Origin of the sequence: Williamsia phyllosphaerae (assembly GCF_014635305.1) — a bacterium.
In the GTDB taxonomy this organism is placed as follows: domain Bacteria; phylum Actinomycetota; class Actinomycetes; order Mycobacteriales; family Mycobacteriaceae; genus Williamsia_A; species Williamsia_A phyllosphaerae.
On the sequence record NZ_BMCS01000002.1, the window covers coordinates 483,693 to 509,307 of the forward strand.

The 25,615-nt window shown below is 68.6% G+C and carries 20 protein-coding genes; 9 read left to right on the forward strand and 11 right to left on the reverse strand.

Going from position 1 to position 25,615, the window contains the following annotated elements:
- Positions 1-36: 36 nt before the first annotated feature.
- From IEV93_RS16200 to IEV93_RS16240, 9 genes are all read right to left on the reverse strand, one after another.
- Entirely contained in the window at positions 37-792 is a 756-nt protein-coding gene (locus IEV93_RS16200; RefSeq protein WP_229705237.1) for a hypothetical protein, read from the reverse strand.
- Positions 793-857: 65 nt separating this feature from the next.
- Complete coding sequence (locus tag IEV93_RS16205; RefSeq protein ID WP_188490995.1) at positions 858-1,805, reverse strand: MlaD family protein; 948 nt, start codon at positions 1,803-1,805, stop codon at positions 858-860.
- Positions 1,802-2,872, reverse strand: coding sequence for an MlaD family protein (locus tag IEV93_RS16210; protein ID WP_188490996.1), 1,071 nt, complete (start codon positions 2,870-2,872; stop codon positions 1,802-1,804). Before IEV93_RS16210 ends, IEV93_RS16205 begins: the two co-directional genes overlap by 4 nt.
- Positions 2,869-4,005, reverse strand: coding sequence for an MlaD family protein (locus IEV93_RS16215; protein ID WP_188490997.1), 1,137 nt, complete (start codon positions 4,003-4,005; stop codon positions 2,869-2,871). Before IEV93_RS16215 ends, IEV93_RS16210 begins: the two co-directional genes overlap by 4 nt.
- A 1-nt stretch (position 4,006) precedes the next feature.
- Positions 4,007-5,026, reverse strand: a complete 1,020-nt coding sequence (locus IEV93_RS16220) for an MlaD family protein (RefSeq protein ID WP_188490998.1) — start codon at positions 5,024-5,026, stop codon at positions 4,007-4,009.
- Positions 5,023-6,012 (reverse strand): MlaD family protein, encoded by a 990-nt coding sequence (locus tag IEV93_RS16225; RefSeq protein WP_229705238.1) that lies wholly within the window; start codon positions 6,010-6,012, stop codon positions 5,023-5,025. Before IEV93_RS16225 ends, IEV93_RS16220 begins: the two co-directional genes overlap by 4 nt.
- An 11-nt stretch (positions 6,013-6,023) precedes the next feature.
- Positions 6,024-7,115: an MlaD family protein gene (locus IEV93_RS16230; RefSeq protein WP_188491000.1), complete on the reverse strand. Its 1,092-nt coding sequence runs from the start codon at positions 7,113-7,115 to the stop codon at positions 6,024-6,026.
- Positions 7,115-7,981 carry an ABC transporter permease gene (locus IEV93_RS16235; protein WP_188491001.1) on the reverse strand — a complete coding sequence of 289 codons (867 nt, stop codon included), beginning with the start codon at positions 7,979-7,981 and terminating at the stop codon, positions 7,115-7,117. Before IEV93_RS16235 ends, IEV93_RS16230 begins: the two co-directional genes overlap by 1 nt.
- Positions 7,981-8,814: an MlaE family ABC transporter permease gene (locus IEV93_RS16240; protein ID WP_371873852.1), complete on the reverse strand. Its 834-nt coding sequence runs from the start codon at positions 8,812-8,814 to the stop codon at positions 7,981-7,983. The genes IEV93_RS16235 and IEV93_RS16240 overlap by 1 nt, the downstream gene beginning before the upstream one ends.
- A 204-nt stretch (positions 8,815-9,018) precedes the next feature.
- On the opposite strand from IEV93_RS16240, the gene IEV93_RS16245 reads away from it, so the two are divergent.
- The 3 genes from IEV93_RS16245 (at position 9,019) to IEV93_RS16255 (ending at position 14,838) form a co-directional block, all read left to right on the forward strand.
- Positions 9,019-10,260, forward strand: coding sequence for a CaiB/BaiF CoA transferase family protein (locus tag IEV93_RS16245; protein WP_188491003.1), 1,242 nt, complete (start codon positions 9,019-9,021; stop codon positions 10,258-10,260).
- 78 nt (positions 10,261-10,338) lie between these two features.
- Positions 10,339-11,058, forward strand: coding sequence for a TetR/AcrR family transcriptional regulator (locus IEV93_RS16250; RefSeq protein ID WP_308691298.1), 720 nt, complete (start codon positions 10,339-10,341; stop codon positions 11,056-11,058).
- Positions 11,059-11,256: 198 nt separating this feature from the next.
- On the forward strand, positions 11,257-14,838 hold the full coding sequence (locus tag IEV93_RS16255; RefSeq protein ID WP_188491004.1) for an nSTAND1 domain-containing NTPase: 3,582 nt from the start codon (positions 11,257-11,259) through the stop codon (positions 14,836-14,838).
- Positions 14,839-15,322: 484 nt separating this feature from the next.
- Here IEV93_RS16255 and glpK (IEV93_RS16260) read toward each other — a convergent pair whose 3' ends face one another.
- A complete protein-coding gene (gene glpK / locus IEV93_RS16260; protein ID WP_188491005.1) occupies positions 15,323-16,840 on the reverse strand; it encodes a glycerol kinase GlpK in 1,518 nt (505 codons plus the stop codon).
- 28 nt (positions 16,841-16,868) lie between these two features.
- Positions 16,869-17,639 (reverse strand): IclR family transcriptional regulator, encoded by a 771-nt coding sequence (locus tag IEV93_RS16265; RefSeq protein ID WP_188491006.1) that lies wholly within the window; start codon positions 17,637-17,639, stop codon positions 16,869-16,871.
- Between the two features lie 142 nt (positions 17,640-17,781).
- Here IEV93_RS16265 and glpK (IEV93_RS16270) point away from each other — a divergent pair, with 142 nt between their 5' ends.
- The 6 genes from glpK (IEV93_RS16270) (at position 17,782) to IEV93_RS16295 (ending at position 25,596) form a co-directional block, all read left to right on the forward strand.
- Positions 17,782-19,296: a glycerol kinase GlpK gene (gene glpK / locus IEV93_RS16270; RefSeq protein WP_188491007.1), complete on the forward strand. Its 1,515-nt coding sequence runs from the start codon at positions 17,782-17,784 to the stop codon at positions 19,294-19,296.
- A 73-nt stretch (positions 19,297-19,369) separates the two neighbouring features.
- A complete protein-coding gene (locus tag IEV93_RS16275; protein WP_188491008.1) occupies positions 19,370-21,106 on the forward strand; it encodes a glycerol-3-phosphate dehydrogenase/oxidase in 1,737 nt (578 codons plus the stop codon).
- Complete coding sequence (locus tag IEV93_RS16280; RefSeq protein ID WP_188491009.1) at positions 21,103-21,852, forward strand: MIP/aquaporin family protein; 750 nt, start codon at positions 21,103-21,105, stop codon at positions 21,850-21,852. The genes IEV93_RS16275 and IEV93_RS16280 overlap by 4 nt, the downstream gene beginning before the upstream one ends.
- A gap of 26 nt (positions 21,853-21,878) precedes the next feature.
- Complete coding sequence (locus IEV93_RS16285; protein ID WP_188491010.1) at positions 21,879-23,021, forward strand: NAD(P)/FAD-dependent oxidoreductase; 1,143 nt, start codon at positions 21,879-21,881, stop codon at positions 23,019-23,021.
- A 106-nt stretch (positions 23,022-23,127) separates the two neighbouring features.
- On the forward strand, positions 23,128-23,460 hold the full coding sequence (locus IEV93_RS16290; protein WP_188491011.1) for a hypothetical protein: 333 nt from the start codon (positions 23,128-23,130) through the stop codon (positions 23,458-23,460).
- A 63-nt stretch (positions 23,461-23,523) separates the two neighbouring features.
- Positions 23,524-25,596 carry an ArnT family glycosyltransferase gene (locus IEV93_RS16295; protein ID WP_229705240.1) on the forward strand — a complete coding sequence of 691 codons (2,073 nt, stop codon included), beginning with the start codon at positions 23,524-23,526 and terminating at the stop codon, positions 25,594-25,596.
- Positions 25,597-25,615: the final 19 nt, after the last annotated feature.

Below are 25,615 nucleotides of genomic sequence, written 5' to 3' on the forward strand. Positions count from 1 at the left end.
TTGTGCCCGGCCCCCGGTCGCGACCCGACGGCGCGATCACTTGGTCGCCAGTGGCGCGACCCCTCCGCTGATGTCTGTGATGGCCCAGTTCTTGTTCTTGTCGACCGTGATCGGGTACAGCGCCGTGGTTTTCACGCCACCGGGCGACTGGACGTTGGTGACCTGAACGTCGACGAAGACCTGCACCACGTACTTGCCGTCGTTCTGCGACTTGATGTCGCTGCCCACCAGGGTCCCCTTCGACACCCACTGCAGCTGACCCAGCAGTTGGCGCAACACCGGCTCGGTGTCGGTGAACTGCTTGACCATGGCGTCGTCGACACCGGTTTTCAGAGCCGCGAACCACGGATCGAAGTTCCGGTGGTCGATCTCGGCCGCCTTCACCGCGTAGTCGCTGGCAACGTCTTTCGCCCGCTGCGCCTGCGAGTTCTGCGCCTGCAGATCCCGATAGTCGTCGCGATACCCCAGGGCCGAGAACACGGCCACACCGGTCGCCACCGCGAGGACGACCACCAGCACCGCCGCGGTGATCAGCAAACCCCGTCGCGACGTCGACCCGGCCTTCTCGGCCGACGCGGGCTGCGGTGCCACGGGTTTCGCGGTCGATGCGGGCCTCCTGGCCGCGGCTTTCGCGGTCGGCTCAGCCTTCTCCACGGTCTCGGGCTCGTCGGCGGGCTCGAGTTTCGCTACCGGCTCGGGCTTCTCCACCGGTTCGGACCTGTCGGCCGGTGTGCTGCGCGGTCGGCCGTCGAGTCCGGAGAACTCGGTGCCCGCGCTGTCCTCATCCGACATCGGTCGTCATCTCCTCGAACTCATCTCTCGAACACGATCGCACTCCGCCGATCCGCGGAGTGACCTTACTTGGTGGCCACACGGAATCGGACGACTCCGTTCTCGTCGACGATCTGCAGACCGCGCTGGACGAACGACGCGATGTCGATCTGGGTGACCGGGGCGATCTGGCGGATCAGGGGCAGCAGCACGGCCAGCGGCGGCGTCACCTTCGGCAGGATGCGCTGCAGGTAGTCGCTGAGCTTCGTCACGAACGGGTTGATCACCTGGCTCCATGCGACCGCACCGTTCGTCGCCCGGGCCAACCCCGGGAAGAGCGCGAACAGTTCGGTGAACGACTTCTGTCCCGCGGCCAGTTCCCGCGACCCGGCCGACAGCTTCGGTCCGATGCCGTCGGCCTTGCGCACGAACTCCTGTGCGGTGTCGAACAGATCCGAGAACTCGGTGCGCTGCGTGGTGACGTTGCGCGAGAACCGGTTCGAGAACTCGCCGAGCTTCGTGATGTCGTCCTCGCGACCCAGCCACCCGGCGTTGATCGTGTTCGCGATGCTCGTGAGTCGCTGCGGATCGATCTGCCCGACCAGCCGCTGGAGGTTCGTCAGCGTTTCCCCCACGGTCGCCTGCGTCACCACGTTGCGGCTCAACACCGCGCCGTCGCGGATGTACGGCCCACCGGCCTGCGTCGAACTGAAATCAAGGTACTGCTCGCCGACGAGCGAGAGGTTCGCCACGGTGACCTGCGCGGTGGCCGGGATGTCGTACTCGGACTCGATCGACAGCGTGGCCCGCAAACCCTCCGGCCGCACGGCGATGTCGGTGACGTGGCCGACCTCGATGCCGTTGTACAACACCCGCGACCGCGGCAGCAGCCCACCCGAGGACGCCAGTTCGACGGTCACGGTCTCGGTGGCCGCGAACGGTTTCAGCTTCAGGATGCCGACACCGAGGTAGGCGGCCAACGCGACCGACACCACCACCAGCAGCACCAGCGAGGTGCGCACACCGATCCTCATCGCATGGCCCCGATCATCCGCAGAGTCGATGCGACGGTGCGGATCTGATCGTTTGACGCCGCCGGCGTCGACAGCCCGCGCGGTGAGGTGATGTCGACGATGTTCACCGACGGGCTCGCCAGCAGCGGCAATATCTTGTTGCTCACCAGATCATCGAGCCGGGCGATGTCCGACGGCGCCGACGCGTCCAGCGACACCGCCAGGTCGACCAACGGGTTCGCCGTGGTGATCAGGCCGACCAGCTGCTTGTACCGCGGCCCGAACAGATCCGACACCTTCGTCAGCTGAAATCCCAACGACGTCAACACCTGGGCGAACCCGACGAACGACACCAGTGCCCCGCCGATGCGTTCGGGGCCCACGTCGAGCGCGAAACCGAGATCCTTGCCCTGCGTCTGCACCGACCGCCCCAGGATCCCGAGCGAGTCGATGAGCTGACCGACCGACGACGAGTTCTCCGCGATCCGGGCGATCAGCTCGCGCGAGGTCTCGATGCCCTTGTCGCGATCGGCCCGGTTCTGCGGGAACGCGGTGTTGGCCTTGTCGACGGTCCGCTGGATCTTCTCCAGGGTCCCGCCGTTGGCCAGCGCCGCGATCCCGCCGAGCAGATCCTCGACGGCCGGGGTCACCGTGGTCTGCGCCACCGGGATCGTGGCGCCGTCACCGAGTCGGCCGCCACCACCGGTACCGGACGGGGTCAGCGAGATGTAGATGTCGCCGAGCAGGGTCGACTGTTCGAGAGCGGCCCGGGTGCCCTGGGGCACGACCACATCGCTCTCGAGGTCGACGGTCGCCACCGCTACCGGTGACGCCGCCGACCCGCCGATACCCACCGACCGCAGCACCCCGACCTTCGTGCCGTTCAACAGCACCTTGCTGCGGGCGGGTAGGTTCAACACGTTGCTGAACTCGATTCTCAGCGAACGACTCTCGCCCGACACGCGCGTGCCGGGCAGTGGCAGATCGGTGACCTGGATCCCGCACGCCGCCGACAGCCACGCCACCAACAACATCGCGAGCACCACCACCGCGCGACGTACGCGCACCCGCCGTCCACCCGCGATCATCGGATGCCTCCCGATCCCAGGATCATCTGCAGCAGCTCGGTGTCCACGGATCCGGCCGCACCGGGCGTCGGCCTGCACGACCCGGACAGCACACGGTTGAGGACGGCGCAGGTCGCGCCCGCCGAGGCCACCGGCACGCGCACACGCGGCGGGGCGACCTTGATCGCGAGACCGGCCTGCTTGTCCTGCGCCATCGCAGCCAGCCCCGACATCACCGGCGGCAACGACTTGAGCAGCGCGACGATCTGGTCGGTCGGCAGCAGCTCCACCAGCGGTGTGATGAGGCCGAGCAGCGTGAACAGGATGGGGTCGAACCGCTGCAGGTTAGACGCGAGTTTCGGCACCACCGAGGTCAGTCGGACCAGCGCCGGGTTCAGCTCGGTGGTCAGCTGGCCGAGCGCCTGGGCGAACTTCCCCAGGTTGTCCACCGCGAGTTGCACATCCGGCCACCGCTGGACGAAGAAGTCGGCGAGCTGCTGACCGTTCGAGATCAGTGATCGCAGCTGGGTGTCGCGCAGCTGCGGATCCCCGAGCGCCGCACCGAGTCCGCGGACGGCGCGGTTGAAGTCCTCGGACGTTCCCTTGAGGCTGTCGTCGACCGAGGCCAGTGCCGTGCGCACGGCCTGCTGTTGTTCGGGTGAGCGGCCACCCACATCGGTCAGCTGCGCGGAGAGCTTGTCGAAGGCGGAGAACGCCTCGCTCAGGCTCTTGGGGGTGCGGGTGCGCTCGAGTGGGATGCAGTTCGCGGTGTCGAAGGTCGCTCCGCCGACATAGCTGGTCGGGATCTCCAGGCGTCGATCGGTGACGATGGAGTCCGACGTGGTCACCGCCGACACGTTCGCGGGGAGCGTCACGTCGGATTCCATCGAGAAGTTCACGCGGACATGCCCGTCGGAGGGGGCCACGCCGGTCACCCTGCCGATCGTGACGCCGAGCAGCGTGAGGTTGCTGCCCTCGTACAACCCGATGGAGTCGGACATGATGGCGCACCCGGAACGGTTCGAGGAGTCGTCGGAGGCACGGACCGCGGCCACGGTCGCGACGATCACCGCGATGACGGCGGCGACGATCACGGTGCGGGTGGCCCAGCGGCGCCACCCGGAACTCGCGGACACGGTCGACGGGGTCGTCATGTCAGCACCGCCGATCCGGTGTCGGGATGCACAGGGCGGGTGCGTCGACGACCGTCTTCGACAGGTCGAGGGTCGGTGCGGACCCTGACACCCCGAGCGCCGACCCCAGTTGGTTCGCGATCTGGGTCAGTTTGTCCAGGACGGGTCCGGAGCCGGTCAGCGTCGTCCGCACCCGGTCGACGATGGCCTTGACCTTGTCGATCTGCGGGTCGATGGTGCCCGACAGGGCCTCGACCGGCGGCTGCAGGAACGCGAACAGTGCGTCGACACCGCGCACGGTGTCCAGACCTTGCTCGCGGAACTCGTAGAAGCGGTAGCCGATCACGCCCACCAACCGCAGCAGGTTCAGCAGCTTGGCGCGGCCGTCGTTCAGGGCGCCGATGTACTCCTCGGTGACGGCGATCGCGCGGTCGAGGTCGTCGTCACGGTCGCCGAGCGTGGTGGTGACCTGCGCGACCTGGGAGATGATGTCGCGCACCGAGTCCGAGCGTCCGCGCAGCGCGAGGTTCACCTGCGCGAAGGTCTCGCGCGCGGTCTGGGCATCGACCTTGTCGACCACGGCGCCCGAATCGGTGATGACGTCGGTCAGCTCGTAGGGGGTGGAGGTGCGATCACGCGGGATCGGCCCGTCGAGCGGTTCGGTGCCCTGCGGCGTGACGGCCAGGTAGTGACCGCCGATCGCAGTGGACAGGCGGATGTCGGCGCTGGTCTGATCGCGCAGGTTCACCGAGTCGTCGACGTCGAAGGTGATCTCGACGTGGTCGCCGACGACCTCCACCGACTGCACCGACCCCACCGGTATTCCCGCGACCCGCACCTCGTCGCCGGATCGGATCTGACCGCTGGAGGTGAACTCCGCGGTCACGTCCGTCGATCCGAACGGCACGACGTAGAGCAGACCGGCCACCACGGCGACGACCACGATGACCACCACGCCCCCGAGACCGAACAGCACCTGGCGCCGTCGCACCGCGACCGCGTCGCGGCGGATCGGTACACGATGGGCGAACACGCTTCTCATCGGCAGATCACCACCGGTGCGCCGGCGAGCAGTACGGAGGTGATCGGTCCGGGCACCGACTGCCCCCGACCGCAGCTGTAGGAGGCCTTCGTGGCCGAGTTGACCGACGCCAGCAACGAATCGAGGACGCCGGGGATGCGTGCGAGGAGGTCGGAGGCGTCGTTCGTCGCCGGGATGTACTTGCGCAGCAACCGGTCGATGTCGGCGTAGTTGCCGTAGTAGACGTCGTTGAGGCTCGACAGCACCAGCCGCAGTGGGGTGAGCGCCTTGGCCGCGATCGTCAGCGACTGCTCGGTCTTGTCGAGATCGGTGGCCAACGCGCCCAACGCATCCCCGGTCCGGCTGATCAGTTCGTTCAGGCGCGGCGACTTGTACTCGATCTCCTTCGCCACCGAGCCGAGTCCGGTGACGAAGGCCGCGACCATCTCCGAGCGGTCGGCGACCAGCGCGGTGGCCTGGTTCAGTTTGTCCAGGATGGAACCGAGATCGGGGCCGCGACCCTGCACGACGGCGAGGATGTTCTCGGTGAACTCGTTGATCTCGGCCGGGTCGAGCACCTTGAACACCGGTCGGAGTCCGTTGAACAGCGCGGTGATGTCGAACGACGGGATGGTCCGAGCCCGCGGGATGACCGCCGAGGTGTCCTCACGTCCGCTGCCCGGACCGTCGGTGAACACGTCGAGGTAGCGCTCCCCCACCAGGTTCAGGTACCTGATGGCGATGTCGGTGTTGTCGAACATCGGCACCGAGCGCTGCATCCGGAAGGTGACCCGGGCGACGTCGTCGTGCAGTTCCACCGACGACACCCGGCCCACACGGACACCCATCTGTCGCACGTCGTTGCCCGGCGACAGGCCCGACGCGTCGGAGAAATCGGCGGTCACGGTCCGTTGATCGCCGGAGACCGACGGCGCCAAAGCCTGCACGATGACCCACGTCGCGCCGATCATCACCACCACGAACAACGCCAGCCATACGATCGACATCCGCCGCACCCTCATCGGCCACCCGCTCTCGGGGCGCCGGCTCGTGGTGCGCGCGGCGCCGGGGGCGCCAACGACTGCAGGAACGGCGCCAACTGGGGCATCTGCGCGATCGCGACCCCGACCTGCAGGGTTACCTTGCCGTTCTGGGTGGGCATCGACTTCTCCAACCGGCCCAACAGCTCCCGTGCGTCGGTCACCGCGGGCGGGATGGACCGGAGGGTCTGCCCGAGCGGCGATCCGGTGACGGTGAGGAAGTCGAGCAGGGTGGCCAGTCCGTCGTAGTTGTCGCCCACCAGCCCGCCGAGACCACCGACCGTGCCGATCAACCCCGACAACGAGTCCTTGACGCCGGTGACCACCCGCGGATCGGTGTACTCGGCGGTCGAGCGGGTGAGGTTGATGAGCACCCTGTCGAACGGTCCCTCGAGGTCGGCCACGCCGCGACTGGCCGGCCCGAGGATGCGGAAGAACTCCGCGAGCGGCATCTGCTGCCGCGACGCGGCGAGGGTCAGCAGGTCGAGCCCGGACCGCACGAGCGGCTGGACCGCGGCGACCACCTTGTCGGCGATGTCGATGGTGCGGGTGAACTCGTCGCCGGTGATGGTCGTCGAGATCTCGCCCACCTGTCGCAACAGGTCGGCCACCGACACGTTCGTCGAGTCCGCACCGATGGTGATCCGTTCGCCGTCACGCAGGCCGTCGCCGGGCGCCCCCGGACCCGCCGGGGAGCCGGCCGCCTGCAGTTCGATCCCGGTCACCCCCAACAGGTTCGACGGCGCGTAGGCCGCCGACACCTGATCGGGGATGGCCGACGCCTGATCGGCGTCGATCGACATGGTGATCTCCTGGCGGCCGTCGTCGGCCACCGTCACCCCGTCGACCCGGCCGACGATCAGTCCGCGGTACTTCACGTCGCCGCCGGCGGCGAGCCCGTCGCCGACGGACTCGGCGACCGCCGACACCGTCACGGTCGTGTCGAGATCGCCTCGGGCGTAGAGGGTGAGCGGGATGGCCAGCACGAGTGCGACGACGAGGGTCGCCGCGCCGAGGCCCAGCAACGCCACGCGGGAGGGGCCGCGTCCGGAGGGGTCGTGATACGCCATCAGCCGGAGAACCTGAAGCCGACGTCGGAACCCCAGAAGATCAGCGTCAGCAGCATGTCGAGGACGACGATGATGACGAAACTGTTCTTGATCGCACGTCCCGAGGCGACCCCGACCCCCTCGGGTCCACCGCTGGCGTAGAAGCCCTGATAGCAGTGGATGAGGATGACCGCGACCACGAAGATCACGGCCTTGATCACCGAGAACAGCATGTCGACCGGCGCGAGGAACGCGTTGAAGTAGTGGTAGTAGGTACCCGACGACTGACCGTTGACGGTGTTGACCACGAACGCACACGACAGGTAGCTGAGGATCAGGGTGATCAGGAACAGCGGGATGATGGTGACGATCCCGGCGATCACCCGGGTGCTGACCACGAACGGGATGGGCCGGATCGCCTGCGCCTCCAGCGCGTCGATCTCCTCGGAGATGCGCATCGACCCGATCTCGGCGGTCATGCGGCACCCGGCCTGCGCTGCGAACCCGATGGCCACCACGATCGGTCCCAGCTCACGGGTGTTGACGTAGGCCGACAGAAATCCGGTCAGCGGACCGATCCCGAAGAGCTTCAACGTCGCGAACGACTCGATGCCGATGGAGCCGCCCACCGACAGCCCCAGCACCACCAGTACGACGACCGATCCGCCGCCGACGATCAGCCCGCCCGATCCCCACATGAGATCGGACAGCACCGCGCCGGTCTGCCTGCGGTAGACGCGCAGCGCGTGCGGGATCGACCGCAGGACGTCGAACACGAAGTGCACCTGATGGCCGATGCGTTCGACGGCCGACACCGGGACCTCGGCGGCACGACCGAGACTCGTCGTCCATCGGCGTGACCGGGCGTAGGTCTGCAGACCGACCATCAGCCCGCCCTGCCGACGAACATGGTGACGAGCTGGGTGACGACGAGATTGAGCAGGAACGAGGCCACGACACCGAGGACCACCGCGGCGTTGACCGCGTCGGCGACACCGCGGGGTCCGCCGCGGGCCTCGAGCCCGCGTTGGCAGGCGATGGCGACGACCACGACGCCGAACAGGATCGACTTGCCGACCGCGATCACGAGGTCGCCGACCCCGGCGAACTGGCCGAACCCGCCGAGATAGCTGCCGGGCGCGCCGCCCTGGAACGACACGTTGATGAAGTAGCCGGCGGTCACGCCGACGAAGATGATCTCGATGCACACCAGCGGTGCGACGAGGACGACCGCGAGCAGACGGGGCGCCACCACCCGACGGGCCGGGTCGATACCCATCGTGCGCATCGCGTCGATCTCGTCGCGCACGGTGCGGGCACCGAGGTCGGCGGCGATCGCCGAACCGACCGCACCACCGATCAGCAGGGCCGAGGCGATCGGCGCACCCTGCTGCAGGATGCCCAGGGCGCCGGCCGCGCCCGCCAAAGACGAGGCGCCGAGCTGCTGGGTGAGGCTGCCGACCTGCACCGAGAGGATGACACCGAACGGGATCGCGACCAGCACCGCGGGGATGCCTGCGACACCGGAGAAGAAGATGGTCTGCGAGAGGGTCTCGCGCCAGGGATGGCGCAGCGTGACGATGTCGCGGACCAGGTGGACCAGTGAGGTGATCGTCAGTTCGATGAGCCGACCCAACGTGGCGATCGACGACACCAGCGCGTCGATCGCGCGGGCGGTCGAGGACGAACCGCGCGTGGAGACTCCCACCGATCCCGCCATCACACCGCTTTCTTGATGCTTCCCACACCTGCTTCGCGACGCCTCCGCCGCCATGATCGTCGTCACTGTAATGGCTGCACTGTGACCTGTGACGCATTTACGGTCAACACTGGACGTCTGACCGTCGGTGTCGGATCCGACCGTGACGACGCCCCAACGGCGCGTGCGAGCGGACCCCGGGCGGCGCGGTGGCACCCTTGCACCATGACCGATGCCGAACCCCACGATCCGACGTCGCCGCCCGCACCGACCGGCGCTCTGGACGGTGTCCGGGTGCTCGAACTGGGCAGCCTCATCGCGGGTCCGTTCGGTGCGCGACTGCTCGGCGACATGGGCGCCGACGTCATCAAGATCGAGGCGCCCGGGCGTCCGGACCCGCTGCGCACGTGGGGACAGGCCGAACGCGACGGCCACCGGTTCCTGTGGACGGTCTACGCCCGCAACAAGCGTGCGGTCACTCTCGACCTCCGCGATCCGCGGGGGCGCGAGCTGTTCCTCGAACTCGTCGACACTGCCGACATCATCGTGGAGAACTTCCGGCCGGGCACCCTCGAACGCCTCGACCTCGGGTACGAGACTCTGCGGGAACGCAATCGCGGCATCATCCTGGTGCGCGTCTCCGGATACGGCCAGACCGGACCGGACGCGGGCAAGGCCGGCTACGCCTCGGTCGCCGAGGCCGTGAGCGGACTCCGGTATCTCAACGGCTATCCCGATCAACCGCCGCCGCGCCTCGCACTCTCACTCGGCGACACCCTCGCGGGCATGTTCGCCGCGCAGGGCGCGCTCGCCGCGCTGTACCGGCGCAATGTCACCGGCGAGGGACAGGTCGTCGACACCGCGCTCAACGAGGCCTGCGTCGCCATCCAGGAATCGACGATCCCCGACTACGACATGGGCGGGGTGGTCCGCGGACCGTCGGGCACCCGGCTCGCCGGCATCGCCCCGTCGAACATCTACCCGACCGCCGACGGGACCCTGGTCGTGATCGGCGCCAACCAGGACACCGTGTTCGGCCGACTCTGCGCGGTGATGGGTCGGCCCGAGCTCGCGACCCACCCCCGCTACGCGACCCACGGCGCCCGCGGCGAGAACCAGGACGAGCTCGACGACCTCATCGCCGACTGGACCCGCACCCGGGATCGCGACGCGCTGATCGCCGACCTGTCGGCCGCGGGTGTCGTGGTCGGTCCGATCAACACCGTCGCCGAGGTGATCACCGACCCGCAGCTGATCGCCCGCGGCATGATCGTCGACCACCACGACGAGCGCATCGGAGCGCCGGTCAAGGGCGCAGGCATCGTCCCGCTGATGTGCGGCACCCCCGGATTGGTCCGCAGTGCCGGGCCCGCGACACCGGGCCACCACAACACCGAGGTCTACGTCGACCTCCTCGGCCACGACGACGAAGCGCTGGAGGAACTGCGGCGCGACGGAGTGGTCTGAGCCGCGCCGGGGCCCGCCCGTGTGCAAAGCTGATACGCGCGTCAGTAATCAGTCGGTGCAGGGTCGGGAGGTGCGGTGGTGAGAGCTGAGAACGGATCGGCCGACACCCCGGCCGGCTCGACCCCTCCTGTCATCATGACCCCTCCCGTCATCACGACCCCTCCTGTCATCACGACTCCGTCGACCATCGCGACCCCGAAGGGCCGACGGACCGAGAAGGCATTCCTGGCCGCGGCCCGCACGGTGTTCGCGGACAAGGGATTCCTGAACGCCAAGATCTCCGACATCGCCGAGACGGCGGGGCGGTCGACGGGATCGTTCTACAACTACTACGACAACAAACAGCAGCTGCTCGAGGCGCTGCTCGACGATTTCACCGCGCAGATCCTGGAACGGACCCGCCGCAACCTGACCCCGGACCCGGGCAGCAACATCGAGCAGGCCGTGCGCGCGTATTGGGCGACCTACCGGGACTACCTGCCCGAGATGATCGGCGCCTTCCAGTTGTCGATGACCGACCGGCAGTTCGCCCTGTGGTGGCGCAACCGTCGACAGGAGGGCATCCGGGCGGTCAACGAGGTGTTCCGTTCGGTGGAACGCAGCGGCGTCGACATCGGTCTGGACAAGAACCTGTTCGCGTCGGCGATCGTGTCGATGCTCGAATCCTTCTGCTGGACATGGTTCGTCGCGGGCAAGGACGAACTCGTCGTCGGCCGCGACGACGAGGCGGCGATCATCACGCTGACCGAGATCTGGCGACGCGGGCTGGTCATGCCCGCGTCCATCACGACACCCTGAACGATTCTCGATCGAAAACTCGTAGTTCATTTATCGAAATCGCTGCTGCAGAAACAATTTTCGTGAGCATCGCGTACCACATGCACCATTGGACAAACGCAATCACCTTTTGCACAATGCACGCAGGGGAAGATCGTCAGCCGTCCGGCTGACCGATACAGGGGGCGGTTGTTGTCGCCCCCGAGGGGGAATTCGTGCATGCACGACACTGTGGTCTCGCGTGCCGCATCGCGGTCACACCGTCCGATCGATGAGCTGCCGCCGCAGCCGCTGATCACCGACGAGACATCAACGCCGACTGACGATTCCGTCGGTCAGATCACCGTCGAGACGAGCGGGGCGTCGATCGGTGATCCGTACCGACCGCTGGCACCGTACGGCCGCGGCGACGCCGAGCTGTTCTCCGGGCGCACCGAACTCAGACGGCGTCTGCACATGCGTGCGATCCCCGGCAACGGGCCGGTCACCGTTCTGGGTCCGTGCGGTTCTGGGAAGACTTCGCTGCTGCATGCCGGTCTGATCCCCGCTGTGGAACGGATGGGACTGCGTCGCAACGACACCCGTGTCTCCGCGACGATCGTCACCATGACCCCCGGACCGAACCCTCTGGCCACCCTGGCCGAGACGTTCGGGGTCGAACCGGAACCGCTCGGTGCCGAGCCGGATGCGTGGCTCGGTGCCGTCGCCGCTGCGTCCGAGGCGTCCGGTCGGGCATTTCTCCTGGTGATCGACCAGGCCGAGGACCTGTTCACCCTCTGCGACCGCGCCACCCGCACCTCGTTCCTGGGCGTCGTCGATGCCCTCGCCGCCGACCAGCGTGTCGCCGTCGTGGTGGGACTGCAGGCCGAGTTCTACCCCGACGCCGCCGCCGACCCCGTTCTCGTGCGCACCCTCGAGGATCGCGCCGTCGTCGTCCGCATGATGACCGAGGACGAGATCGTCGAGGCGATCGAGCAACCCGCCCGGATCCGTGGGGGCGCAGTGGAATCCGGCCTCGCCGCCGAGATCGCCCGCGACCTGTCGGCCGTCGGTTCGACGACTCCGCCGCTGATCGCGCTGGGTGTGCTCATGGACCACCTGTGGCGCACGCGTGCCGACACCACCATCACCCGCCAGGCCTACCGCGCCTCGGATCCGGTCGCCGACATCGTCGGTGTCGCGGCCGACCGCGCCATCAGCCGCCTCTCGACCACCGACCGCACCGTCGCGCGTCTGATCCTGCTGGCGACCGTCCGGTTCACCGGGGCGGGTCACCTCGTCGGCACCGGCATCACCGCCGCCGAACTGACGTCGACGTTGTCGGCGCACCCGCACACGGGTCGGGTGCTCGCGCACCTCGTCGACGCGGGTGTCATCGTCGCGGACACACGCGGCGAGGTACGCCTCACGCACGAATCGCTGGTCGGAGCATGGCCGCGTTTGGCCGCTTGGGTCGACGAGCGACGGACGGACACGCCGGTCCTCGCCGCGCTGCAGGCCGACGCCGACGCCTGGGAGTCCGACCGTCGTCCGGACTCGTCGTTGTACGACGACGACCGGCTGCGCGCGGCGACCCGCGCAGTGCAGGAGATCGACACGATCTCCCCCGACGCCGAGAACTTCCTGTCCCGGTCGCGAGAACGTACGGCACTGCTCAGATCTCGCCGGCGCGTCCTGCTCGGTCTGCTCGTCATCGTCGCGGTGGTCGCCTCGGTGCTGGCGATCACCCAGTTCGTCCGAGGTGGCGACGTCTCGACCGGTCGCGACGCGGCCCGCCTCGACGCGACGCTCGCGCGGGTCACCGCGACGACGATCACCGATCCCACGACGGCAGCCACCCTGGCCCTCGCAGCTTTCCGGGAGGCACCACAGGACCCGCGGACGCAGTCCGCGCTGTTGGCCACCCAGTCCTCACCCGTCGCACGACCCATCGGCACCCCGGACCCGTCACTGGCGGTGGCCGCCTCCGGCGACGGTCGGCGGGTCGCACTCACCGGTACCGACGGCTCCGTGCGTCTGCTGTCCACCGCTGTGGCGACGCAGCAGAACCCCGTCCCGGCCGCACTGTCCGTGCCCGCACCGTCCACTCCGATCGTCAGTGCGTCGGTCGCGCTGAACGGTGACGGCTCGCTGCTGGCGCGACGTGGCGACCGCGGATCGCTCGAGCTGTGGCGGGTCACCGGCGCCGCGCCTGCACTCGTCTCGCGGATCGCGCAGACCGCGACCGATCGCGAGTCCGGACCGCAGACCGTGTCCTTCTCCCCGGTCCGCCCGTGGCTGGCCGCGACCGACTCCGCCGGCTCCGTCCGCGTCTGGGACATCTCCGACGCCGCCGCGCCCACACCGGTCGGCACCGTCTCGGGCTCACCGACCTCCGCCCTCGCCTGGAACCCACGACGTCCACAGCTGCTCGCCGGGTCCGCGCAGGGCGCCACACTGTGGGATCTCGCAGACCCCGGCTCACCGGTGTCGGTGTCGAACACCGACACCGCGGGACGGGTTGACTCCATCGCATTCGACACCGCCGGTCGGCGCGCCGCCGTCGGCGACACCACCGGCAGCGCAACGGTGTTCGACGTCGGCGTGAACGGCCTCGTGGCCCGCGGACCCGGCGTCACGGCCGAGTCCGGTGGCGTCGAGTCACTGTCGTTCGCGCCCCGCGGCACCCGACTCGCGCTCACCTCGTCCGACGGCACCGCGCAGGTCTGGGACGTCACCGGTCCCGAGGCACCCCGCCGCGCGTCACCCGCCCTGCGATCACCGACCTCGGCCCTGGCGTCGACGGTCTTCACCGACGAGTCGACCCTGGTCAGTGCGGGCACGGCCGCGCCGCTGGCGTGGTCGCTACCCGCCGGCCTGCTCGACGGCGGGTTCGGTGGGGCGCTGCCGCCGGCGTGCTCGGTGGCGCGCACCGCGTGCGTCACGTCGTTCGCCCGGGGGCCGGTGCAGGTGTGGGACGCCACCGATCCGATGGCACCGCGGGCCATCGCGGCCATCGATGCGCCCGGACACTTCAACGGCGCCACCATGAGCCCCGACGGACTGTGGATGATGACCTCGGACAGCACGCATCTCGCGCAGCTGTGGGACGTCCGCGACCTTCGCACACCTCGCGCCGTGGGTGCACCGATCATGCTCGGACGCCAGGACGTCGACCGCATGGTCTTCAGTCCGTCGTCCTCGCGGCTGGCCACCAGTACCGCAGGCGGGACGCAGGTGCAGATCTTCGACGTCAGCCTCCGCGGACTCGCGCCGTTGGCCACCGTCGGACTCGGCGGTGTCGGTGTCGGCGCCGTTGCGTTCGGGGCGGATTCGGGATCGATCGCCCTCGGCGGCCAGGACGGCGCCGTGCGGCGGTGGGCCGTGTCGCAGACCGTCGCGTCGCCGGTGTCCGGTGTGTTCGCCACCCGCGGGCCGGTCACCGCGATCACCGCCGCCGGGACCACGTTCCTCGCCGGCGACGCCACCGGCACCCTCACCCGCTGGGATCAGCGGTCCGGGAGGCAGATCGGCGCGGGCGTACCGGTCGGTTCGAGCGCGATCACGTCGATCGTGACCGTGGGCGCGAGCACGGTCGTGGCGGATGCCGACGGGCGACTGCACCGTCTCGACCCCGACGGCACCGTCCTCGACGCGGGCAGCCTCTTCGGCCCCAACGACAAGGGCAACACCGCGCTCGCAACGATCACGCCGACCACGGTCGTCGCGACGGGTACCACCGGGCGGCAACAATTCTGGACGATCGACCCGCGCGCGGTCGCGCAGCAGGTCTGCGTCCGCACGTCGGCTGCCGACTGCTGACACCGTCAGCGTTTCTCAAAGCCGCCGACAGTGCCGAAAACACGCACCGAGTGTGCGTCGGTTCGCTCCTTGTCTCACGTGTCGCTGTCAGCACACTCGATGTGTGATTTCGACACGGTCAGCACAAGCTGAACCCCACCAACTGCGTGAGCTGACTGTGTAGAAGATGCCGTCGAGTGTGCTGGCGGCGTGACGCATACCAACACGAAAACAACGCACACTCGACGCGCAACTTCTGCACCGTCAGCGGTCTTAAAAACCGCCGACAGTGCGGAAAGCACGCATCGAGTGTGCGTTGTTCGCTGTACATCTCGCGTCACGCCGTCAGCACACTCGATGGCGCTTTCCACACAGTCAGCCCGTGGTTGCGCCTTCTCGAGAGTTGAGCCCGTGGTTGGGCCTTCTCGAGAGTTGAGCCCGTGGTTGCGCCTTCTCGAGAGTTGAGCCCGTGGTTGCGCCTTCTCGTGGGTTGAGCCCGTGGTTGCTACACCGGACTCCACTGACTTGCCAGTCGCACTGCCGCCGACCAATTGGCCAGGCGACGTTCGCGGTCGGCGGGATCCACATCGGGTTTCCAGACCGCTGCCGCGCGCCAATTCCGGCGCAGCTGTTGCTCATCGGTCCACAGGCCCACCGTCAGCCCGGCCGCGTACGCCGCGCCCAGCGCCACCGCCTCGGCCATCTGTGGCCGCGTCACCGGGACATCGCACATGTCGGCGATCATCTGCATCATCGTGTTGTTGGCCGTCATGCCGCCGTCGACGACCAGCTCGGTCAGCGACGTGTCGACACCGGCCGCGGCGAGGTCGTCATTGACCGCCGTGACCATGGCCGCGGCGGCGAAGGCGTTGGTCTCCAACGCCGCCCGCGCCAGGTGTCCACGGGTGATGTAGGACGTCAACCCCACAATCAGTCCCCGACTCCCCGAGACCCAGTGCGGTGCATGCAATCCGGAGAACGCGGGCACGATGTAGCACCCACCGTTGTCGGTGACCGTCGAGGCGAGCGTCTCGATCTCCGCCGGCGTCGCGATGATCCCCAGGTTCTGCCGGATCCACTCCACCAGCGCACCGGCGGTCGGATTCGACCCCTCCAGGGCGTACCGGATGGGCTGCCCGTCGGACTGGAAGGCAACCGTGGTGATCAATCCGCTGCGCGAACGGACCAGCGTCGTGCCGGTGTTGAACAGCAGGAACCCGCCGGTGCCGAGCGTGTACTTCGACTCCCCCGCCCGCAGCGCCGTCTGCCCGACCAACGCGGCCTGTTGGTCTCCGATCATCGCAGTGATCGGGATGCCCGCGACCGGTGTGGTGGTCACCCCCACGCGGCTCATCGACGGGCGGATCTCCGGCAGGATCGCGGCGGGGACGTCGAACACGTCGAGCAGCGTCGGATCCCACTGTGCGGTCTCGATGTTCATCAGCATGGTGCGGCTCGCGTTGGTGGGGTCGGTGACGTGCAGCCCACCGTCGACCCCGCCGGTCAGGTTCCACACGAGCCAGCTGTCCATGGTCCCGAACAGCACCCGCCCCCGTTCGGCGGCGGCCCGGGAGCCGGTACACGCGTCGAGCATCCAGCTCAGTCGCGGCGCGCTGAAGTAATTCGACAACGGCGCCCCGGTGCGGTGTTCGGCGTCGGCCGCGACCCCCTGGGACCGCAGGTCCTCCACCTTGTCGGTGGTCCGGGTGTCCTGCCACACGATCGCCCGGTGCAGCGGGACCCCGGTGGTCGGATCCCAGATCACCGTGGTCTCACGCTGGTTGGTGATCCCGAGTCCGACAAGCTGGTCGGGTTCGATGCCCCCGTTGCGCAGCGCCTCGGGGATCAACCGCTGCACCAGCTTCCAGATCTCGAGCGCGTCGTGCTCCACCCATCCGGGCTGCGGGAAGTACTGGGTGTGCTTGCGTTGGGCCACCGAGACCATGACCCCGCCACGGTCGTAGATGATGCAGCGCGTCGAGCTCGTGCCCTGGTCGATCGCGGCGACGTACCGTGCCGTCACTGTCGGTGTCCCCTCGTCGTCGACGCCATCACTGCAGCTGCCCGTGACCCATGGACCGCGAGATCGACCGCGCGGCGGCGATCAGGTTGTCCAGCAGGGCCGGTCGTGGGGCACCGGATCGTGTGCACACCTCGTCGATCTCCCCGGACAATCCGACCGCGGCCATCACAGACCCGCCCTGATCCCGGATGGGTGCGGCCAGGGTCGCGACATCGGCCTCGAGATCACCCCGACCGCAGGCCCATCCACTGTCCCGGACCGCCGCGAGTTCGCGGGCGAGTTGGGCGCCGTCGGTGATGGTGCGGTGGGTCACCGCGGGCAGGCCGGACGCGATGAGCTCGCGGGCGAGATGCACGTCGAAGGCGAGATGTATCCGTCCGTGCGCCGTGGCGTGGGCGGGCACGGACTTGCCGGTCCGCAGCACGAGCCCGTCCCCGTGCGCGGCGAGGACATCGTGCACGATCCGCACCTCACGACCCCTCAGCACGCTGATCTGGGTCGCCATCCCGGTCCGCGCGGCCAACGCGTCGGTCCAGTTCATCGCCCGCGACCGGACCTCGTTGACGTCCCAACGGTCCTTGCGCGCGCCGAACGGGTCGTCGGCGAGGTAGTAGCCGGCGGTGTCGGCGGTCTGCTCGACCGCCCCGACCGCGACGAGGGTCCGCACCAGACCATGCGTGGTGGTCTTGGCGAGGCCGAGGGCCGAGGCGATCTCCGACAGCGGTACCGGCTCGGGTCGGGTCGCGAGCAGATGCAGAACGGCCGTCGCTCGCTCCACGGATTGGATCAGACCCGGCATGTGTTCGGACGCTACGCCTGTCGGCGGGTTTGTTCGACATTGTCGAACGACGACCCTCGTCAGGGTGTGACGCCGTGGTTAGCGTGGAGGTTGGATGAGATCCACATCACTCACGATCCACCCTTCGACGAAGCAGGGACACATGACGCAATACATCGGTGCCATCGACCAGGGAACCACGAGTACCCGGTTCATGATCTTCGACCAGGCCGGAGCCGAGGTGGCCCGCCACCAGCTCGAACACGAGCAGATCATGCCGAAGGCAGGGTGGGTCGAGCACGATCCGATCGAGATCTGGGAGCGCACCTCCTCGGTGCTGCAGAACGGTCTGCGCAAGAAGAACCTCAAGGCGGGTGACCTCGCCGCGCTGGGCATCACCAATCAGCGCGAGACCACCGTCGTCTGGAACAAGAACACGGGGCGGCCGTACTACAACGCGATCGTGTGGCAGGACACCCGCACCGACAAGATCGCCTCGGCGCTCGAGCGCTCCGGCGCCGGCGACACGATCCGCGAGAAGGCAGGCATCCCGCCCGCCACCTACTTTGCCGCGGGCAAGGCGCAGTGGATCCTGGAGAACGTCGACGGCGTGCGCGCCGACGCCGAGGCCGGTGACGCCCTGTTCGGCACCATCGACACCTGGGTGATCTGGAACCTGACCGGCGGAGTCGACGGCGGGGTGCACGTCACCGACGTCACCAACGCCAGCCGCACCATGCTGATGAACCTGGAGACCCTCGACTGGGACGACGAACTCATCGCCTTGTTCGACATCCCGAAGCAGATGCTGCCGAAGATCGTCCCGTCGTCCCCGACCGAGCCCTACGGCCACACCACCCGCACCGGCCCGCTGGCCGGCGAGGTCCCGATCGCCAGCGCGCTCGGCGATCAGCAGGCCGCGATGGTCGGTCAGGTCTGCTTCTCCCCCGGACAGGCCAAGAACACCTACGGCACCGGCAACTTCCTGCTGCTGAACACCGGCGAGAAGCTGGTGCGGTCGAAGAACGGTCTGCTCACCACGGTCTGCTACCAGTTCGGCGACAAGCCGCCGGTGTACGCACTCGAGGGGTCGATCGCCGTCACCGGCTCGGCCGTGCAGTGGCTGCGTGACCAGCTGGGCATCATCTCCGGTGCGGCACAGAGCGAATCGCTCGCCCGCGAGGTCCCCGACAACGGTGGCGTCTACTTCGTGCCCGCGTTCTCCGGTCTGTTCGCGCCCTACTGGCGCTCCGACGCCCGCGGCGCGATCGTCGGGCTGTCGCGTTTCAACAACAACGCCCACATCGCACGCGCGACGCTGGAGGCGATCTGCTACCAGAGCCGTGACGTCGCCGACGCCATGGAGAAGGACTCCGGCGTCAAGCTGGAGGTGCTGCGCGTCGACGGTGGCGTCACCGCGAACTCGCTGTGCATGCAGATCCAGTCCGACGTGCTCGGCATCCCGGTCAGTCGACCGGTCGTCGCCGAGACCACCGCCCTGGGCGCCGCGTACGCGGCCGGTCTGTCCACCGGGTTCTGGAAGAACACCGAGGAGCTGGAAACCCACTGGAAAGAGGAATCCCGGTGGGAGCCGCACTGGACCGAAGACGAGCGGGCCGACTACTACGGGCGCTGGCAGAAGGCCGTGACCCGCACCCTCGACTGGGTGGACGTGTGACCGTCGGCCGCATGCCCACCGGACTCGACAATCTTTTCTGCACAACTTCTCTGATCTCCGGAAGGAGAACGTCATGACTCTGCAACCCATAGCGCTCGACCCCGCATCGCGGCGGCGTGCACTGGCCTCGATGGCCGAGACCGAACTCGACGTGCTCGTGATCGGCGGCGGTGTCGTCGGTGGCGGTGCCGCCATCGACGCCGCCACCCGCGGGCTGTGTGTCGGCCTCGTCGAGGCCATCGACTACGGCGCCGGCACCTCGAGCCGTTCGTCGAAGCTGTTCCACGGTGGTCTGCGCTACCTCAAGCAGCTCAACTTCTCGCTCGTCTTCGAGGCCCTGCGTGAGCGCAAGCTGATGCTCAACACCGTCGCACCGCACCTGGTGCGCCCGGTCGAGTTCATCTTCCCGCTCGTGACCCCGATCTACGACCGCGCCTACGCCGGTGCCGGTATCGGCTTCTACGACATCCTCGGCGCGGGACGCGGTGTGCCGCATCACCTCCGCCACATCGGCAAGAAGAGCACCTTCGAGATCTTCCCGGGCGCCAAGCGCGGCAAGATCCGCGGCGGCGTCCTGTTCTACGAGGGACAGGTCGACGACGCCCGGCACACGATGATGCTGACGCGTACCGCGGCCAGCTACGGCGCGCTGTGCGCATCGAGCGCCCGGGTCACGAGCTACCTGCGCGACGGCGATCGCGTCATCGGCGCCCGGGTCGAGGACCTCGAGTCCGGCGAACAGGTCGATGTCCGCGCCAAGCACGTCGTCAACGCCGCCGGCGTGTGGACCGACGAGCTGCAGGAGATGGTAGGCAGCACAAGCGGATTGCGCGTCAAGGCGTCCAAGGGCGTCCACATCGTGGTGCCCCGCGACCGCATCGACTCCGCCGTCGGTCTCATCACCGAGACCGAGAAGAGCCTGCTGTTCGTCATCCCGTGCCCGTGGAGCGACGACTTCTGGATCATCGGCACCACCGACACCGAGTGGAATCTCGACCTGGCCCACCCAGCCGCGAGCAGCGCCGACCTCGACTACATCCTCGCCGAGGTCAACGTGATGCTCGAGAAGCCGCTGGTGCGCGACGACATCGTCGGCGTCTACGCCGGACTGCGTCCGCTGCTGGCGGGCGAGTCCGACCAGACCAGCAAGCTGTCGCGTGAGCACGCCGTGGTGCCCGCCGCCCCCGGTCTCACCGTCATCGCCGGCGGCAAGTACACCACCTACCGGGTGATGGCCGCCGACGCGATCGATGCCGCCGTCGCCGGGCAACGCAGCGTGGAACCCTCACGCACGGCGACCATCGCGCTCGTCGGCGCCGACGGTTTCGACGAGCTGTGGGAGGCGCGTGTGCGCCTGGCCAACGAGCACGACCTGCCCGTGAAGACCGTCGAGCACCTGCTGCGTCGGTACGGCAGCGCGATCTCGGAGATCTTCGAGCTGATCGCCGCCGAGCCCGAACTGGCCACCCCGGTGGCCTCGACGGACAACCGCTACCTCGGTGCGGAGATCCGCTACGCGGTGACCCATGAGGGTGCCCTGCACCTCGTCGACATCCTCGCGCGGCGTACCCGCGTGTCGATCGAGACCAGGGACCGCGGCAAGAGCGCCGCGTCCGACGTCGCCGACATCGTCGCCGACGCACTCGGGTGGAGTGCCGAGCAGCGGGCCCGTGAGATCGAGAACTACAGCGCGCGTGTCGATGCCGAGATCGAGTCGCAACGTCAGCCCGACGACCGGACCGCCGACGCGGCCCGGATGGGTGCACGAGGTGTCCGTGGATCGGCGGCGGTCGCGGACGTGTCCGCATGAGCGCCGTCACGGACGGCCAGATCTGGCTGTGGGAGATCATCGGGACCGCGGTCCTGATCCTGCTCGGCGCGGGCGTCGTGGCGGGCAACAACCTGGTGAAGTCCGGCTTCCACAACAGTGGTGGTCTGTTCATCAACTTCGGTTGGGGCCTCGCGGTTTTCGCCGGTGCCTCCATCGCGTGGCAGTCGGGTGCGCACCTCAACCCGGCGGTCACCCTGGGTCTGGCGATCGCGGACAAGACACCGTGGTCGCAGGTGCCGATCTACATCTGTGCGCAGATGATCGGCGCGTTCATCGGCGCGATGCTCTGCTACGCGGCGTACAAGAAGAACTTCGACGCCGATCCACACCCGGAGGACACCCGTGGCATCTTCTGCACGGGTCCGCAGGTCAAGAGCTACTTCTGGAACACCGTCACCGAGGTCATCGGCACGTTCGTGCTGGTGTTCTGGATCCTGCGCTCGCCGGCGATCTCGCAGAACGGCGGCACCCTGGACCTGGGTAACTCCGGGCTGGGCTACGCCGGTGTGGCGTTCGTCGTCCTCGTCATCGGCAACAGCCTGGGTGGCCCGACCGGGTACGCCATCAACCCGGCTCGCGACCTGGCGCCACGTATCGCGTACGCGCTGATGCCGATCAAGGGCAAGGGCAGTCTCGAGTGGAACTATGCGTGGGTTCCGGTCGTCGGACCGATCATCGGCGGCGCGCTCGCCGGTGGCCTGTTCCTGCTCACCCAGAACGTGTGACCCGACCGGAGTAGATTCGGCTCTCGATGAGCCACGACATCGATGCCACCGCCGACGTGATCGTCATCGGCGGTGGCATCGCCGGTGTGTCGGTCGCCTACGAACTGTCCGACGACCGCCGCGTCGTACTGCTCGAGCGGGAACCGGCGCTGGCGTTCCACACCACCGGGCGCTCGGCGGCACTGTTCCTGGAGAGCTACGGCAACCGGGTGATCCGCGGTCTCACCACCGCCAGTCGGGATTTCCTCACCGACCCGCCCGATTGCTTCGACCGACCGCTGCTCACCCCGCGTCCGCTGCTGCAGTTCGCACGGGTCGGCCGCGGCGACGCGCTGCGGTCGATGTTCGCCGAGGTCGCCACCCTCACCCCCAACGTCGAGTTGCTGACCCCCACCGAGGCGGTCGCGCTGTTCGGCGCGCTGCGTCCGGAGACCATCGACGCCGCCCTGCACGAACCCGGCTCGATGGAGATCGACGTGCACGCCCTGCACCAGGGGTACCTGCGCGGTCTGCGTGCCCGCGGCGGCGCAGTCGCCACCTCGGCCGGTGTCGCCTCCCTGCGGTTCGCCCACGGGCTCTGGGAGGTCGTCACCACCGACGGCGACGTCATCCGGGCCCCGGTCGTCGTCGACGCGGCCGGGGCGTGGGCCGACGAACTCGGTCACTCGGTGGGTGCCACCCCGATCGGACTGACCCCACGCCGTCGGACGGTCTTCATGCTCGCGATGCCCGACGGACTCGCCCGCGACGGTCTGCCGACGATCAGCGACATCGACGAGTCGTTCTACCTCAAACCCGATGGTGCACAGCTGCTGTGCTCCCCCGCCGACGAGACACCGACGCCACCGTCGGACGCGCGGCCCGACGACCTCGAGATCGCCCGCGCGCTCGACGAGATCGCCGAGGTGACCACCATCGGCTCCCGACACGTCCGTTCGTCATGGGCAGGCCTACGGTCGTTCGTGCCCGACCGCACGCCGGTGGCCGGGCCCGATCCGGACCTGCCCGGATTCTCCTGGTGCGCCGGGCAGGGCGGGTACGGGATCCAGACATGTGCGGCGCTGGCGCGGGTCACCGCCGCCCTGATCCGCGGGCAGGATCTCCCCGGCGACGTGACGTCGCGCGGGGTGTCGGCCGGCGACCTCCTGCCGTCACGCGGGCGCGGGTAGTTCGCTGCCCTCGGCAACGAAAATTAGTGTGTTCCAACGACAGACAGGCCCGACACCCCGTTCTACAGTCGACAGAGGGATCGACATGAACAGGAGGTGACGCCGCGTGGACAAGGAAGAACTGATCACGCTCGCGGGAGACGCGGGGTGGACGGTGATCGGACACCGGTGGCTCCGGTTCACGAAGGGCGACACCCGGATCGAGGTCTGGTACGCAGGCGAGCGGCCGCGCATGGTCAGCGCCGCCCTGCACTCCCCGACCGGCGGAACCCGTCGCATCAACATCGTGCGCGACCGAGCGACCTCAATCGCGGACACCGTGCGGTCGTGGCTGTCACCGTCGATGTCGGCGGTGGATCGGTTCTGGCTGCGGCCCATCGCGACACCGGAGATCGGGAGCAACGGGCAGGTTGCCGGAAACGTCGCACTCTTCGCGTGATTCGCAGCGACCTCACAGGTGATCGCCACATGACGCTCAGGTGGGCGCACGACTGTCGGCATCGTGACCATCGACGCGATCAGACGATCTGCCCCATCCGCGCACACCGTTCCATCCTCTGACCTGCCTCCAGCGCGTCCGATCGACCGGATCGCCGTCGCGATCCTGCTCCTGGGCACCGCCGTGTTCTACCTGTGGAACATCACCGTCAACGGCAGCGGCAACGTCTTCTACGCGGGTGCGGCCTGGGCCGGCTCGCGCAACTGGGAGGCCCTGCTGTTCGGGTCGGTGGACCCGTCGAACTTCATCACCGTCGACAAGCCACCCGTGTCCCAGTGGGTGATGGGGCTCTCGGGGCAGATCTTCGGCTACTCCAGTGCGTCCATGCTGGTCCCCGAGGCGCTGATGGGCGTCGCGACCGTCGCGTTGATGTACGCCGCCGGAACGCGCGTCGCCGGACGCGGCGCCGGGCTGATCGCAGGCGCGGCACTCGCCCTGACCCCCGTGGCGGCGATGATGTTCCGCTTCAACAACCCGGACGCCGCGATGGTCCTGCTCATGACCGCGGCCGCGTACTGCGCGATCCGCGCCACGGCCACCGCGTCGGGTCGGTGGTTGGCTCTGGCCGGAGTGGCGGTCGGGTTCGCGTTCCTGGCGAAGATGCTCGAGGGCCTCATGGTCCTGCCCGCCCTCGGGTTGGTATACCTGGTGGCCGCGCCCACCGGCATCGGTAGACGCGTCCTGCATCTGGTGATCGCGACGGCCGCGATGGTCGTCTCGGCCGGGTGGTACGTCCTGCTCACCCTCTGGTGGCCGGCGTCGTCGCGTCCCTATCTGGCCGGCTCGACCGACAACAACTTCATGAACCTGGTGCTCGGATACAACGGGCTCGCCCGGATCGAGGGCAAACAGCAGGGCGGGGGTGCCGCCCGCTCGGTCATCTCGTCGCCACAGGCCCAGGACCTCATCGACCGGATCCGGCAGTCCGGTGCCGGCGGACGCGGGATGTTCGCCGACGGACCGGGCCTCACACGATTGTTCTCCGGGGAGTTCGGCATCGAGATCTCGTGGCTGCTGCCCGCCGCACTGGTGGCCCTGGTCGTCGCGCTCGTGCTGCGGGGGCGCGCACCGCGCACCGACCTCATGCGCGCCGGGGTACTGGTCTTCGGGCTGTGGATGGTCATCGACGGGCTGGTGCTCTCGTACATGAAGTCGAATCCGCATCCGTACTACTCGCTGGCCATCGCGCCGCCGATCGCCGGCGTGATCGGACTCGGCGTCGTCGAATGCTGGAAACAGCGCGACCGGATCGTGGCGATCGTCGGGCTGGCCGCGGTCGTAGCGGCGGCCGGCGTGTGGGGATTCGTGCTGATGCAGCGCCAGTCGAGTTGGCTGCCCGCGGTGCAGTGGGCGACGCTCGTCGTGACCGTCCTCGCGACGGGCTCCGTGCTGGTGGTCGGGTTCATCGGCCGGTCGCGTTCCCGGGCCGGGTCGGTGTCGGTGTCGGGAGTGCCGTCGCGTCGGCGGTTCGTTCTCGGCGGGGTCGCGGTCGCCGCGGTGGTGGGCGCACTGCTCGCACCGGCCGCCTACGCCACCGAGGTCGTGGCCACACCGCACACCGGTGGCGGACCGTCCGTCAGCCCCGCGTCGGAGGACCGGCCGTCGAAGGGCGGCGGGGGCTTCGGTGGGCTCTTCGGTGGCACCTCCGACAAGTCGCCCGAGCTGCGAGCGCTGTTGGGGTCCACCACCAGCAGATGGGCGGCCGCGGTGAGTCGTTCGTCGGCCGCGGCACAGATCGAGCTCGACACCGACAAGCCGGTGATGGCCATCGGCGGATTCAACAACGACCCCGTCCCCACCCTCGCCGAGTTCCGGCAGTACATCCGCGACGGCGACGTCACGTACTACCTCGCCTCGGCCGGCGGATCGCGCGGCCACGGATCGACAGGACGGCGGTCGGCGACATCGGTCGTCCCCGGTCTCGACCCGGCGATGTCGAAACAGGCCACGAAGCTGTTCTCGCAGTACAACTCGACGTCGGTGACGGGCAAGATCCAGGCGTGGGTCGAGGAGCACTACACGCCGCGAACCGTCGGCAGCTACCAGGTCTACGACCTGCGCCACCCGAACAAGTAGCCCTCGCGCTTGCCGCGAA